General features: G+C 73.3%; 11 protein-coding genes. 4 read left to right on the top strand and 7 right to left on the bottom strand.

The features are described from left to right. Nucleotides 1–199: 199 nt before the first annotated feature. Genes pucD through ACFWW8_RS14705 form a run of 3 tightly spaced genes read right to left on the bottom strand, consistent with a single transcriptional unit; the run spans nucleotide 200 to nucleotide 4112 of the window. Nucleotides 200–2602 (bottom strand): xanthine dehydrogenase subunit D, encoded by a 2403-nt coding sequence (gene pucD / locus ACFWW8_RS14695; protein ID WP_386528277.1) that lies wholly within the window; start codon nucleotides 2600–2602, stop codon nucleotides 200–202. 2 nt (nucleotides 2603–2604) lie between these two features. Continuing rightward, entirely contained in the window at nucleotides 2605–3216 is a 612-nt protein-coding gene (locus ACFWW8_RS14700) for a (2Fe-2S)-binding protein (protein ID WP_386528278.1), read from the bottom strand. Nucleotides 3217–3218: 2 nt separating this feature from the next. Beyond that, nucleotides 3219–4112, bottom strand: a complete 894-nt coding sequence (locus ACFWW8_RS14705) for a xanthine dehydrogenase family protein subunit M (protein WP_267720136.1) — start codon at nucleotides 4110–4112, stop codon at nucleotides 3219–3221. Nucleotides 4113–4365: 253 nt separating this feature from the next. Here ACFWW8_RS14705 and ACFWW8_RS14710 point away from each other — a divergent pair, with 253 nt between their 5' ends. After that, a complete protein-coding gene (locus ACFWW8_RS14710) occupies nucleotides 4366–6045 on the top strand; it encodes a PucR family transcriptional regulator (protein ID WP_386528558.1) in 1680 nt (559 codons plus the stop codon). A gap of 165 nt (nucleotides 6046–6210) precedes the next feature. After that, nucleotides 6211–6990, top strand: coding sequence for a hypothetical protein (locus ACFWW8_RS14715; protein ID WP_386528282.1), 780 nt, complete (start codon nucleotides 6211–6213; stop codon nucleotides 6988–6990). A gap of 81 nt (nucleotides 6991–7071) precedes the next feature. On the opposite strand, the gene ACFWW8_RS14720 is transcribed toward ACFWW8_RS14715, so the two are convergent. Beyond that, on the bottom strand, nucleotides 7072–7770 hold the full coding sequence (locus ACFWW8_RS14720) for a GntR family transcriptional regulator (RefSeq protein WP_386528285.1): 699 nt from the start codon (nucleotides 7768–7770) through the stop codon (nucleotides 7072–7074). Nucleotides 7771–7899: 129 nt separating this feature from the next. Here ACFWW8_RS14720 and ACFWW8_RS14725 point away from each other — a divergent pair, with 129 nt between their 5' ends. Both ACFWW8_RS14725 and ACFWW8_RS14730 read left to right on the top strand, forming a co-directional pair. Further along, complete coding sequence (locus ACFWW8_RS14725) at nucleotides 7900–8760, top strand: (2Fe-2S)-binding protein (protein WP_386528288.1); 861 nt, start codon at nucleotides 7900–7902, stop codon at nucleotides 8758–8760. Nucleotides 8761–8975: 215 nt separating this feature from the next. Further along, nucleotides 8976–10061: a DUF2637 domain-containing protein gene (locus tag ACFWW8_RS14730; protein WP_386528291.1), complete on the top strand. Its 1086-nt coding sequence runs from the start codon at nucleotides 8976–8978 to the stop codon at nucleotides 10059–10061. Nucleotides 10062–10096: 35 nt separating this feature from the next. Here the strand turns inward: ACFWW8_RS14730 and ACFWW8_RS14735 are convergent, their stop codons facing one another. The 3 genes from ACFWW8_RS14735 to ACFWW8_RS14745 form a co-directional block, all read right to left on the bottom strand. Continuing rightward, nucleotides 10097–10528, bottom strand: a complete 432-nt coding sequence (locus ACFWW8_RS14735; protein ID WP_386528561.1) for an ATP-binding protein — start codon at nucleotides 10526–10528, stop codon at nucleotides 10097–10099. Between the two features lie 172 nt (nucleotides 10529–10700). Next, nucleotides 10701–12443 (bottom strand): pyruvate dehydrogenase, encoded by a 1743-nt coding sequence (locus ACFWW8_RS14740; RefSeq protein ID WP_386528293.1) that lies wholly within the window; start codon nucleotides 12441–12443, stop codon nucleotides 10701–10703. Nucleotides 12444–12527: 84 nt separating this feature from the next. Continuing rightward, nucleotides 12528–13637 (bottom strand): protein phosphatase 2C domain-containing protein, encoded by a 1110-nt coding sequence (locus ACFWW8_RS14745; RefSeq protein WP_386528296.1) that lies wholly within the window; start codon nucleotides 13635–13637, stop codon nucleotides 12528–12530. Nucleotides 13638–14302: the final 665 nt, after the last annotated feature.

A 14302-nucleotide genomic window follows, 5' to 3' on the forward strand; every position in this document is an offset into this window, starting at 1 on the left:
CGTGTACTGCGGGTAGTGCGGGGGTTACCGCTGGTACTACGGGGGGGGGTCGCAGGGGTACTGCGGGTGAAGGGACCGCGAGCGGTGCGGTACTTCGTGTACTCCGGGCGGTGTGGGTGGAAGTGTGACGTTCCCGGGTCACACCGCCCGGAGAGTCTTGGGGGGTCCGGGGGCCTCTCGGCCCCCGGACCGCGCCGTCCTAGAGGGTGCCGGTGAGGGCTTCCGGACGGATCGGCGTCTTGTTGATCTCCAGACCGGTCGCCTGCCGGATCGCCGCGAGGACGGCCGGGGTGGACGAGAGGGTCGGGGCCTCGCCCATGCCGCGCAGGCCGTACGGCGCCTTCGGGTCGGCGAGCTCCAGGACGTCGACCGGGATGGTCGGGGTGTCGAGGATGGTCGGGATCAGGTAGTCCGTGAAGGAGGGGTTGCGCACCTTCGCGGTCTTCGGGTCCACGATGATCTCTTCCATGATCGCCACGCCGAGGCCCTGGGTGGTGCCACCCTGGATCTGGCCGACCACGGAGAGCATGTTGAGCGCCTTGCCGACGTCCTGGGCGGTCGCCAGCTCGACGACCTTGACCAGGCCCAGCTCGGTGTCCACCTCGACGACCGCGCGGTGCGCGGCGAAGGTGTACTGGACGTGCCCGTTGCCCTGGCCGGTGACCAGGTCGAAGGGGACGGTCGGGTGGTGGCGGTACTCGAGCTCGAGGTCGATGGCCTCGTCGCCGAGGATCTCGGCGATGTCCGCGAGGACCTCGCCTCCGTCGGTGACGATCTTGCCGCCTTCGAGCAGCAGCTCGGCGGTCGCCCACGCGGGGTGGTACGAGCCGTTCTTGCGGCGGCCGATCTCCAGCAGCGCCTCGCGGACCGCCTCACAGGTGTTCTTCACCGCGCCACCGGTCATGTACGTCTGCCGCGAGGCGGACGTGGAACCGGCGGAGCCGACCTGGGTGTCGGCCGGGTGGATGGTCACCTGCGTGACGCCCAGCTCGGTACGGGCGATCTGCGCGTGGACGGTGATGCCGCCCTGGCCGACCTCCGCCATCGCCGTGTGGACCATCGCGACGGGCTCGCCGTTGATGACCTCCAGGCGTACCCGGGCGGTCGAGTAGTCGTCGAAGCCCTCGGAGAAGCCGACGTTCTTGATGCCGACCGCGTAGCCGACGCCGCGGACGACGCCCTCGCCGTGCGTGGTGTTGGAGAGGCCGCCGGGCAGCGCGCGGACGTCCGCGCCCTCACCGGCCGACTCCCACTGGCGCTCCGGCGGCAGCGGACGGGACTTCACGCGGCGGAGCAGCTCGGCGACGGGCGCCGGGGCGTCCACGACCTGGCCGGTGGGCATGACCGTGCCCATCTCCATGGCGTTCAGCTGGCGGAACTCGACCGGGTCCATGCCCAGCTTCGCCGCGAGCTTGTCCATCTGGGCCTCGTACGCGAAGCAGGCCTGGACGGCGCCGAAGCCGCGCATCGCGCCGCAGGGCGGGTTGTTCGTGTAGAGCGCGATCGCCTCGATGTCCACGTCCTCCAGGACGTACGGACCCACCGAGAGGGAGGACGCGTTGCCCACGACCGCCGGGGAGGCGGACGCGTAGGCGCCGCCGTCCAGGACGATCTTGCACTTCATGTGCGTGAGCTTGCCGTCCTTGGTGGCACCGTGCTCGTAGTAGAGCTTCGCGGGGTGGCGGTGCACGTGGCCGAAGAAGGACTCGAACCGGTTGTAGACGATCTTGACCGGCTTGTTCGTGGCCAGGGCCAGCAGGCAGGCGTGGATCTGCATCGAGATGTCCTCGCGGCCGCCGAAGGCACCGCCGACGCCCGAGAGCGTCATCCGGACCTTCTCCTCGGGCAGGCCGAGGACGGGGGCGATCTGCTTGAGGTCCGAGTGCAGCCACTGGGTGGCGACGTACAGTTCGACGCCGCCGTCCTCGGAGGGCACGGCCAGGCCGGACTCCGGGCCGAGGAAGGCCTGGTCCTGCATGCCGAAGGTGTACTCGCCCTCGACGATGACGTCCGCGCGCTTGCGGGCCTCCTCCACGTTGCCGCGGATGATCGGCTGGCGGTGCACGATGTTCGGGTGCGGGACGTGGCCGATGTGGTGGTCGTCGCGGCCCTCGTGGATCAGCGGCGCGCCCTCGGCGAGGGCGGAGGCCTCGTCCGTGACGAGCGGCAGCTCACGGTAGTCGATCTTGATCTTGGCGGCCGCGCGGCGGGCGGTCTCCGGGTGGTCGGCGGCCACGAGGGCGACCGGCTCCCCGTGGTGGCGCACCCGTCCGTTGGCCAGGACCGGGGTGTCCTGGATCTCCAGGCCGTAGTTCTTCATCTCGGCCGGCAGGTCGTCGTACGTCAGGATCGAGTAGACGCCGGGCAGCGCGAGGGCCTCGGAGATGTCGATGGAGACGATCTCGGCGTGGGCGACGGTGCTGCGGAGCGTCTGGCCCCAGAGCATGTCCTCGTGCCACATGTCCGAGGAGTAGGCGAACTCGCCGGTCACCTTGAGGGTGCCGTCGGGGCGCAGCGTGGACTCGCCGATGCCGCCCTTGTTGTGCTTCTGCGTGACGTTGGTCGGCGTACCCGCCGGAACCGTGCGCGTGTTCTGAGCCATGGTCAGACCGCCTCTCCCTGACGGGCGGCCGCGAGGCGGACCGCGTCGAGGATCTTCTCGTAGCCCGTGCAGCGGCAGAGGTTGCCGGACAGGGCCTCACGGATGTCCTGGTCGGACGGGGAGGAGTTCTCCTCCAGCAGCGCGTCGGCCTGGACCAGGAGGCCCGGGGTGCAGAAACCGCACTGGACGGCGCCGGCGTCGATGAACGCCTGCTGGATGGTGGAGAGCTCCACGCCCTCGCCGGTCTGCGAGTCGCCCGCGGGCTTGGCCTGCCACTGCTTGGCCGCGTCCAGGGTGACGCCGCCCTGGCCGCCGCAGCCGCCGCCGGTGCCACAGGCACCGCCGTGGCCGTGCTGCTCGCGCTGCTTGGAGAACTCCGCCAGGCCCTCGACGGTCACGACGTCGCGGCCCTCGACCTGGCCGGCGGCGACGAGACAGGAACAGACCGGCACGCCGTCGAGGCGGACGGTGCAGGAACCGCACTCGCCCTGCTCGCAGGCGTTCTTCGAACCGGGCAGGCCCATGCGCTCGCGCAGGACGTAGAGGAGGGACTCACCCTCCCAGACGTCGTCGGCTTCCTGCGGACGGCCGTTGACAGTGAAATTGACGCGCATGATTACGCAGCCCCTTCAAGCGAGCGGCCGGTGGTGCCGCGGTACTGCTCCCAGGTCCAGACGAGCTGGCGGCGAGCCATGATGCCTACAGCGTGACGGCGGTACTTCGCCGTGCCGCGGACGTCGTCGATCGGGTTGGCCGCGCCGGAGGCGAGGTCACCGAACTGCTTGGCGATCGACGGGGTGATGACCTTGCCGGACTCCCAGAAACCGCCCTCTTCGAGCGCGGCGTTCAGGAACTCCTCGGCGGCCTTCGCCCGGATCGGGGTCGGCGCGGCCGATCCGATGCCGGTGCGGACCGTGCGGGTCTGCGGGTGCAGCGCCAGGCCGAACGCGCAGACCGCGATGACCATCGCGTTGCGGGAGCCGACCTTGGAGTACTGCTGGGGGCCGTCCGCCTTCTTGATGTGGACGGTCTTGATGAGCTCGTCGGCGGCGAGCGCGTTGCGCTTGACGCCGGTGTAGAACTCGTCGATCGGGATCAGGCGGGAGCCGCGTACGGACTCCACCTCGACCTCGGCACCGGCCGCGAGGAGCGCCGGGTGGGAGTCGCCGGCCGGAGAGGCGCAACCGAGGTTGCCTCCGACACCGCCGCGGTTGCGGATCTGCGGGGACGCGACCGTGTGCGAGGCGAGCGCGAGTCCCGGAAGCTCCGTGCGGAGGTTCTCCATGATCTGCGTGTACGGGACGGAGGCGCCCAGACGAACCACGTCCTCGCCGACCTCCCACTCCCGCAGGAGACCGATGCGGTTCAGGTCCAGGAGGTACTCCGGCCGACGGTGGTCGAAGTTGATCTCGACCATCACATCGGTGCCACCCGCAATCGGCACAGCTGTGGGGAACTCGGCCTTAGCGGCGAGCGCCTCCTCCCAGCTGGCGGGGCGAAGGAAGTCCATGTGCGGCTCTCTTCTTCTTCATCGTGTCGTTCACTTCAAGCCAGGAGGCCCCATGGCCCTCGACTGGTCGTTCACGTGCTGTTAACGCGGTGTGGAGTCAGTACACAAGCCGCGCGTCCCCCGGGTGCAGTCACCGAAACCATGAAGGAGTTGGCTGGGGGCCTCCCTCGTCTTGTAGATTCGTATGAAAGGCAGGATGCGACGACTGCCCGATTTCCAACGGCAACATTCGAGACAGATCGGCGGCGACATCATGCGGCTGCGCGCACTGCTGGAAACCGAGGCGCTGGGGCTGCGGCTGCTGGGCGGCGAGGACGAACTCGACCGGACGGTCCGCGGGGTCATGACGACCGACCTGCGGGACCCCAGCCGATACCTCTCCGGAGGCGAGCTCGTGCTCACCGGCCTGGCCTGGCGAAGAAATTCGGCCGATTCCGAGCCGTTCGTACGAATCCTGGCGGGCGCGGGCGTGGCGGGCCTCGCCGCGGGCGAGGCCGAGCTCGGAGCCATCCCGGACGACCTGGTATCGGCCTGTCTGCGCAACCGCCTGCCCCTGTTCGCCGTGAACGAGGACATTGCATTCGCCACCATCACCGAGTACGTGGTGCGCCAGGTCTCCGGGGAGCGCGCCGGGGACCTCGCGGCGGTCGTGGACCGCCATCGCCGCCTGATGACGTCGGGACCCACCGGCGGCGGACCGGACGTGGTGCTGGATCTGCTCACCACCGACCTCGATCTCCGGGCCTGGGTGCTGTCCCCCACGGGCCGGCAGATCGCCGGGGCGGGCGAGCCGCTCGCCCCGGGCGTCTGTGCGGCGCTGGCGAGCGAGCACCTCGCTGCGGTCCGGACGGGCCGCAGGGGCCCGCACCGGATCTCCCTCCAGGGTATGACGTACTCGCTCTTCCCGATCAGGGGACACGGGCGCGGCGCGGCCGGTCCTGCCGCCCGCGACGTGCGCGAGAGCGTCCTGTCGGACTGGCTGCTGGCCGTCGAGGCCGACGCCGGCGACTGGCCCGCCGAGCGCCTCGACCTGCTGCAGGGCGTCACCCAGCTGATCGCCGTGGAGCGGGACCGGCGCGACGCGGCCCGCACGGTGCGCCGCCGCCTCGCCCAGGAGGTGCTGGAGCTGGTCCAGACGGGCGCCGCGCCCGCCGAGATCGCCGCCCGCCTGCGGGTCGCGGCCCCGGTGCTGCTGCCCGGACTGGGCGGAGCGCCGCACTGGCAGGTCGTCGTGGCCCGGGTGGACTGGGACGGCGGCGACATCGCCGGGGGTCCGGTGGCCCAGTCGCTGCTGGAGGAGATCCTCGTCGACCCGACCCTGTCGGGGCCCGAGCCCTCGGACCGGATCGCCGTGGCCCACGCGGGCGACGAGGCCATCGCCCTGGTGCCGCTGCCCGCGCCGTCCGGGGAGGCCGGGGAGGACAAGGGACCCGACGCAGCCCTGCACGCCGACGAGCTGCTGGCCGTCGTACGGGACCCCCTGCAGGCCGGCCTGGCCGACGACGGGCGGCTCACGCTGGGCGTCAGCGCGGCCGTGCACTCCGCCGAGGGGCTGCGCGGGGCGCTGGAGGAGGCCCGGCACGCCCGCCGGGTCGCCGCGGCGCGCCCGGGCCGGGTCTGCGCGGCGGGTCACCATGAGCTGGCCTCGCACGTCCTGCTGCTGCCGTTCGTGCCCGACGACGTGCGGCGCGCCTTCACGGCGCGCCTGCTGGACCCGCTGCGGGACTACGACCGGCGCCACCGCGCGGAGCTCATTCCGACGCTGGAGGCCTTCCTCGACTGCGACGGTTCGTGGACCCGCTGCGCGACGCGGCTGCACCTCCACGTCAACACGCTGCGGTACCGGGTCGGACGGATCGAGCAGTTGACGGGACGGGACCTGTCCCGGCTGGAGGACAAGCTCGACTTCTTCCTCGCACTGCGCATGAGCTGAGGAGATCCGCTCCCGGACCGCACGGCCCGGGCCGGGGGCGGCTGATGATCCGTCCGGACTTTGTGAAAGAGTTCACCCGACCCCTTGGCCGGAGCCGTGGATCCGTGCTCTCATTTCGCCCCAGGGCTCAACGATGTGCTGCTTGGTTGCTTTGGGGAGGGCAATGTGGCGGATACCGCCATGTCCGGTGCCGGATCTACCGGGGGAGACGACCCCCTCCAGCGGGCGATATGGCGGCTGCGCTCGCGCGGCTGTTGGACCGACGCGGCGGCCCTGCTGACGCCGCACCTGAACCATGCCGGGGCGGCCGTGCAGCGCACGGCGCTGCTGGTCGAGCGCTGCCTGTTCACCGGGCAGGGCTGGGCCGAGGCCGAGGACGCGCTGCGGGTCGCCGAGGCCGTCGCGCAGGACGACGACGACCGGGGTGCGGCCGCCTGCGAGCGGGGCCACCTGGCGTACGCCGCCACCGTGCTGGGCGTGCGCGACCGGGCCGACGAGGCACGCTCGGCGCTGGGCCGGGCCGCCGCCCTGCTCTCCGCCGGGTCCCGGACCCGGCCGCTGCTGGACTTCCGGCGCGGGCTCGTGGCCGAGCACCTGGCGGACGCCCCGCAGTCGGCCCGCCCGGCGTACCACCGGGCGCACGCGGGCGCGGAGGCCCACGGGGACACGCTGCTGCTCTCGTTCACCTGGCGCCACCTGGCCGCGCTGGCGCTGCGGGACGGCGAGGTGGCCGAGGCCCGCAAGGGCTTCACCGAGTCGCTGCGGATCCGCGAGGAGCTGGGCTTCCTCATCGGAACGGCCCCGGCGCTGGCGGCCCTGGCCGAGGCCGCGCCGGAGCCCGAGGCCGCCCGGCTGCGCGCGGAGGCCCGCCGGCTCTTCCACCTGCTGGGGGGTATCCCCACCTGGCTGGCGGACCAGCTCCACCCGGACCCGGCCCCCGCGTAAGGGGTCCGTACGACGGGGATCCGTACGACCGGGGTCGGGCCGGCCGGGTCCGGTCAGGCGGGTCCGGCCGGCCGGGTCCGGTCAGCCGGCGGAGCCCGCGAAGTGCTCCCGTACGAGTGACTCCACCACCGGGAGGTCGCCGGCGATCAGGGCCTCCAGCAGCGCCGTGTGCTCGGCCGCGTCGGCGACCAGCTCGGCGCGGCGCACGCGCGGTGCCCCCGGCAGGGGCCACTGGGCGCGGCGGTGGAGTTCCTCCGCCACGTGGACCAGCTGGTCGTTGCCGGCCCGTGCGAGGACCTCGCGGTGGAAGGCGCGGTCGGCCTCCGCGTAGCCGGGCAGGTCGCCGACCGCGGCGGCGGCGGCCGTGGCGGCGGCCGCGGGCCGCAGGGCCTCCCAGTCGGCCGCGGGCACCTCGCGGGCCAGCCGGAGCATCACGGGGACCTCCAGCAGGGCCCGCACCTCGGCCAGCTCGGCCAGCTCGCGCGGGGTGCGCGACAGGACGCGGAAGCCCCGGTTGGGCAGGCACTCCACCGCCCCCTCCAGGGCCAGCTGCTGCATCGCCTCGCGCACCGGGGTCGCCGACACGCCGAAACGTTCGCCCAGGGCCGGACCCGAGTAGATCTCCCCCGGCACCAGTTCGCCGTCGACCAGCGCGGCGCGGAGCGCGTCGAGGACCTGGCCGCGCACCGAATGGCGCAACACCTTTCGCGGTATCTTCTGCGCCGGAATCGTCGGCGGCACAGCCTCCGCGTCACCCCTGGCCTGCGTCGCTTCGTGCACTCGGTCCTCCTCACAGGTCTCGGCCCGTCCTGAGAATAGGGGACGCCCGCGAGGCGTGAGGGTACGCTCCCCTCTCGGTCGGGTAAGGTAAGGCTAACCTCTTAACGATCGCTTGAATCGGTGGTCCCCATGACCGTCACGGTCCTCGGCGCCTCGGCGCGCGTCACACCCGCCACGGAAGGCTCTCCGGTGGCGGATGCGTACGCACGCCTGGCCGAGGTCTACGGCGGGCTGAAGGTCGTCGAGCCGGCCGCGCACGAACCCGTCCCCCGCGGTGTGGGATGGGTCGGCGCGGACGAGCTCGCGGCCGGGGGGCCCGCGCTCGACGCCTTCCTCGCCTGGGACAACGCCCAGGTGCTGAAGGACTACGGGCACCAGGCGCGCCCCGACGTGGTGGCGAGCTTCGGCCTGCACCGGTACGCGTGGCCCGCGTGCCTGCTGATCACCCTGCCCTGGTTCCTCCACCGGCGGGTGCCGGACCTTCCCGTGGCCGGGGTCACCTTCCACCGGACGCTCGGCCGGATGGCCGTGCGCGTCGACTCTTTCGCCTGCCTGCCGGACGATCCGGCGGCCACCCTCCCCGGGGCCCGGGTCGTGTCCGACGAGGAGGCGCTGCGCGACGAGGTGCGGGCTGCGGTGGCCCGGCACCTCGGACCCGTGCTGGAAGGCTTCGGCCCGCGCATGCGGCGCGGCCGCCGGGCCCTGTGGGGCATGGTCACGGACGAGGTCGTCGAAAGCCTCTGGTACGTCGGCACGCTGCTCGGCGAGGAGCAGCGGGCCATGTCCGAGCTGGAGGCCCTGCTCCCGGGCTCGACCGCCCCGTACACCGGCGGCGCGGGCTTCCGTACGCTCACGGGCCCCGACGGTACGGAGCTGCCGACCCGGGACCGGGCCAGCTGCTGCTTCTTCTACACGATCCGCCCCGACGACACCTGCGCGACCTGCCCCCGCACCTGCGACGCGGACCGCGTCGCCCGGCTCACGGCCTGAGGGGTGCCGCGCCGAACCCACCCGCGGGGGTGACCGTAAATCGAACTCAACTCACCTTGCACGGGCGTCAGTTCGAAACACAACACCCTATCCGGCGGGCCCCGCCCCCCGATGGCGTCCACTTGTCCCGAAACCCGCGTGTACGGCGGACCGGCTGCGCCACTATGGCGCCCGGAAAGCCGCACGACCGCAGACGCGAGGCAAGGGACATCCGCATGAGACTGACCGACATATCGCTGGACTGGCTGCTGCCCGGCAGCCTGCTGATCCTGGGCGTGCTTGCGGCAGTTGCGGTACTGGCCCGGGGGAAGCGCGAGAGCGAGAAGGCCGCGGCCGAGGACAGCTGGGAGCGCAGCGAGGAGCGGCGGCGGCGCAAGGAGGCCGTGTACGGGACCGCCTCGTACGTCCTGCTCTTCTGCTGCGCGGCGGTCGCCGCCGCGCTCTCCTTCCACGGGCTGGTCGGCTTCGGCCGGCAGAACCTCAACCTCACCGGGGGCTGGGAGTACCTCGTCCCCTTCGGGCTCGACGGCGCCGCCATGTTCTGTTCGGTGCTCGCCGTCCGCGAGGCCAGCCACGGCGACGCGGCCCTGGGCTCGCGCATGCTGGTCTGGCTGTTCGCGGGGGCGGCCGCGTGGTTCAACTGGGTGCACGCGCCCAGGGGTCTGGGCCACGACGGGGCTCCGCAGTTCTTCGCCGGGATGTCGCTCTCGGCGGCCGTCCTCTTCGACCGGGCCCTGAAGCAGACCCGCCGGGCGGCGCTGCGCGAGCAGGGCCTGATCCCCCGGCCGCTGCCGCAGATCCGGATGGTCCGCTGGCTGCGGGCTCCCCGGGAGACCTTCGGCGCGTGGTCCCTGATGCTGCTGGAAGGGGTCCGCACCCTCGACGAGGCCGTGGACGAGGTGCGCGAGGACAAGAAGGAGAAGGAGAACGACCGGCACCGCCGGCGCGAGCAGCACCGCCTGGACCGCGCCCACATCAAGGCACTGGGCCGGCAGAACAGGGCGTTCGGGCGAACCCGCGCCCGCGAGGGCGACATGCCGGGGCTGGCCCCCGGACCGGGCTCCGCGCCGGTCGGCGCGGAGCCGGCCATAGCGGAACCGGGACAGCTGACCCCGCCGCCCCGGCTACCCCTGGGAGGGAGCGCCGCAAGGCCCTCCCTGCAGGCCGTGTCGGGATCCGAGTCACGTGAGGTGACCGGGCCCCGGACGGTGGACCTCACCGCCGAGGACGACACTCAGACCATTCCCCGGCTCGACTCCCTGGAGCGCAAACTGAAGGACCTGGAGCAGCAGTTCGGCTGACGGCCGCCGGTCGCCTCCGCGCGGGGCCCGCTCGTTCAGGCGGGCCCCGCGCCGTACGCCGCCTCGTACCCGGAGGTACGGGTCGCGTGCAGCTCGAACCACACCACCTTGCCACCGCCCGCGGCCGGCCCGTCGACGCCCCAGGCGTCGGCGAGCGCCTGCACCAGCGCCAGGCCCCGTCCGTGCGTACCGTCGTCGGCGGTCGGTACGTGCGGCCGGGGGCGGCGGGCGGCGTAGTCGCGGACCTCCACCCGGAGGCGGGAGCCGCCGAGGCTGGCGGAGACCTCGGCGCCCTGGTCGGTGTGGACGAGGGCGTTGGTGACCAGTTCGGTGATCAGCAGCTCCGCCACGTCGGCGGCGTCGGTCCGGCACCGGTGGCGCAGCAACTCCCGTAACGCCCGGCGGACTTCGCCCACCGCCTTGAGGTCCGCCCGGCGCACGCTCCGCGTGATCCGCAGCGAGTCCACCGCTCCCCCGTCCTCGGCGCCGGTCGACGGTTCTCGCGGTACGGGCCGCCCCCTCTTCCACAGCTTTCCGGTCTTCGCCCCCACCCGCACGGCGATGTACCTCCCGCGTCCATGACTCTCGAACAGGCCTACGGGATGCATGCCCCTCGGACCGGTCCGCACTCCTTCGGACTTACGGGCGGGGCACGTTGCGCAGGTTGGATCGAGCCATCTGGATCATCCGGCCCACCCCGCCGTCCAGCACGATCTTGCTGGCGGAAAGTGCGAAACCGGTCACCATGTCGGCACTGATCCTGGGCGGGATGGACAGGGCGTTGGGGTCGGTCACCACGTCCACCAGAGCGGGCCCCTTGTGCCGGAACGCGTCCTTCAAAGCTCCGCTGAGCTGCTTGGGCTTCTCCACCCGGACCCCGTAGGCGCCGGCGGCGCGGGCGACCGCGGCGAAGTCGGGATTCGTGTTCGTGGTCCCGTAGGACGGCAGGCCGGAAACCAACATCTCCAACTCCACCATCCCGAGGGATGAGTTGTTGAACAGGACCACTTTGACGGGCAGGTCGTACTGCACCAGGGTGAGGAAATCTCCCATCAGCATCGAGAATCCGCCGTCGCCCGACATCGACACCACTTGACGGCTCCGGTCGGTGAACTGTGCGCCGATCGCCTGCGGGAGGGCGTTGGCCATGGAGCCGTGGCTGAAGGAGCCGATGATACGCCGCCTGCCGTTCGGGGAAAGATAGCGCGCGGCCCACACGTTGCACATGCCCGTATCGACGGTGAACACCGCGTCGTCGTCGGCCAGTTCGTCGAGGACGGCCGCCACGTACTCGGGGTGGATCGGGGTGTGCTTCTCCACCTTCCGCGTGTACGCCTTGACCACGCCCTCCAGCGCGTCCGCGTGCTTCTTCAGCATCCGGTCCAGGAATCGGCGGTCCGTCTTGGCCCGCACCCGGGTGTTGAGGGCGCGCAGGGTCTCCCGTACGTCGCCCCATACGGCCAGCTCCAACGCGCAGCGGCGGCCCAGGTGTTCCGGGCGGATGTCCACCTGGACGATCCTCACGTCGTCGGGGAGGAACGCGTTGTACGGGAAGTCGGTGCCGAGCAGGATCAGCAGGTCGCACTCGTGGGTGGCCTCGTAGGCCGCGCCGTAGCCGAGCAGGCCGCTCATGCCGACGTCGTACGGATTGTCGTACTGGATCCACTCCTTGCCGCGCAGCGCGTGCCCGATGGGCGCCTTGACCCGGCCGGCGAACTCCATCACCTCGGCGTGCGCCCCCGCCGTGCCGCTGCCGCAGAAGAGCGTGACGCGCTCCGCCTCGTCGACGAGCCGGACGAGCTTCTCGATCTCGGCGTCTCCGGGCCGGACCGTGGGGCGGGCGGTGACGAGCGCCTGCTCGGCGGTCTTCTCCGGCGCGGGCGCGCCCGCGATGTCCCCGGGCAGCGAGACGACCCCGACACCGCTGCGCCCGATCGCGTGCTGGATGGCGCTCTGGAGCACCCGGGGCATCTGGCGGGGGTTGGAGATCAGCTCGCTGTAGTGGCTGCACTCGGAGAACAGCCGGTCGGGGTGGGTCTCCTGGAAGTAGCCGAGGCCGATCTCCGAGGAGGGGATCTGCGAGGCGAGCGCGAGGACCGGGGCCATCGAGCGGTGGGCGTCGTAGAGGCCGTTGATCAGGTGCAGGTTGCCCGGACCGCACGAGCCCGCGCAGGCGGCGAGACGGCCGGTGATCTGGGCCTCCGCACCGGCGGCGAAGGCGGCCGTCTCCTCGTGCCGGACCTGGATCCAGTCGATGTCACCCGTGCGGCGGATCGCGTCGACCACCGGGTTGAGGCTGTCGCCGACGACTCCGTACATCCGTCGGACGCCCGCGCGTACGAGGATGTCGACGAACTGCTCCGCGACGTTCTGCTTGGCCATGGGGAGGCGCCCTCTCCGGTGTCCGGTCCGTTCCCGTCCGGTTCTCCGTTGCGTGTGCCTCCCATCCAGCCACGCATGCGCCGGTTACGCCTCCCAGACGGCGGCGGCCGTGCGGTCGTCGGCGTACCCCTTGAGGCGCAGCTGGACGTCCGCGAGGAAGGCGGCGAGGCCCGGCGGCTCCTGTCCCGACCAGCGGGCGGCGAGCTCCGCCGACAGGACGGCCTCCTCCCGCATCGGATCCGCGAGCCCGCCCGAGCAGAGCAGCAGGGTGTCCCCGGGCCGGGCCACCGAGGCACGGAAGCGGAAGTCGCCGTCCCGTTCCTCGGACGCGGCCGGGGCGTCGGGTTCCAGGTCCTGCCACGCACCCGCCCGGAGCCGGAACAGCCCGCCGGCTCCGGACCCGAAGCAGACCCGGGTGCGGCACTGCGGGTCGACCGGGAGCAGCAGCCCGCGCAGCCCCGCGGTGTACGCCTCCTCGGCGAGGCCCCGCTCGGCGGCGTGTGCCCGCAGCCGCCCGTAGCCCCGGTCGGTGAGCCGCTGGAGTCCGGAGCGCAGGGCTTCGCGGTGCCCCCCGCGGATGTCGGCGGCCAGCCGCTCCTGGCTGCGCCCGACGGCCGCCGCGACGGTCCGGCACAGCCCGGCGGCGGCCTCGGCGGCCCCGGGGGCGGCCCGGTCGCCGCCCGCGAGGACCACGAGGACCAGGGCGTCGTCGCCGGTCCCGAAGCGAGCGGTGAGCAGGTGGTCCCGGCGGGGCTCGCCCCGGTAGCGGGCGGAGTCGCCGCGCAGGGAGGCGGCGCGCAGGGTGTACGTGCCGTACCGGGCCCCGTCCATGACGGTGTCGGGGGTCAGCCCGGCGAGGGCCGCCGGGTCGGCGGCGGGCAGCGCGCCCGGCTCGGCGGCGTAGGTCGGGGCGCGGTCGCCCAGATGGCGGACCTCCGGGCGGGCGGCGGCGGGTTCCGGCGTTCCCCCGTACGGCGCCCCGCCGGGCCGGGCGGGCGGCCCGGACTCCGGTGCGGGGGCGGCCGCGGGGGCCGTCACCGGTACGGGTGGCACCTCCACTCCCCCGAGCACGTAGCCGGTGGCGCCGCCCGCCCGGGGGTCCCGGGGCGGGGGCAGCGTTCCGGGCGCGGCGGCGGGCGGGGCGGGCGCGGGTGCGGGAGGCGGGGGCGGCGGGCCGTCCGGCACGGGCGGCACGGAGGCCGAACCCTGCCGGGGCCCGGGCAAGAAGGCTTCGGCGGGCCGGACCGGCGACGGTCCCGGCGCGGCGGGCGGCACAGCGGGCGGCGGCCCCGCGGCGGCGGGGACGGCGGCCGGTGCCGCGCCGGGCGGTGCCGGAGTGTCGGCCCGGCGCCCGTCGGCGGCCGGGGGCTCCGTGCGGCGGGCCTCCGGCGGAGGGGGCGGTCCGGGCGGCCCGAAGACGCCGGATGCCGGAAGCCGGGGCATCGGCGGTGGCGCCGGTGGTCCCGCGGCGGCCGGCCGGGCCGGCGGCGGGCCGGGCTCCGCGGACGGCTCCCCCGGCGGGAGCGGCGGAACCGGCGGAACGGTGCCCTCCTCCGCCCGCCCCGACGGACGCGGCGCCGGCGAGAGCAACGGCGGCGGGGCCGGGGCCGGGTCCGGCGGGGCTTCCCCCCGGGCCCCCGACGGCACCACATCCCCACCCGAAGGGGCCGCCTCCCCGGCCGGAGAGGACGCCGCTCCAGCCCCCGGCGGTACCGTCCCCACCGGAGGTCCCGTCGCCCCGGGTGGCGCCGCCCCCGTGTCCTGCGTGGCGTCCGGGGACGCCTGCGGGGGGACCGTCGGGGGCGTCGTCAGGACCGCCGCCGAGCGGAAGCGGTGGTCGAGCGTGTCCCCCGGATCGG

Origin of the sequence: Streptomyces sp. NPDC058701 (genome assembly GCF_042715295.1) — a bacterium.
In the GTDB taxonomy this organism is placed as follows: Bacteria; Actinomycetota; Actinomycetes; order Streptomycetales; family Streptomycetaceae; genus Streptomyces.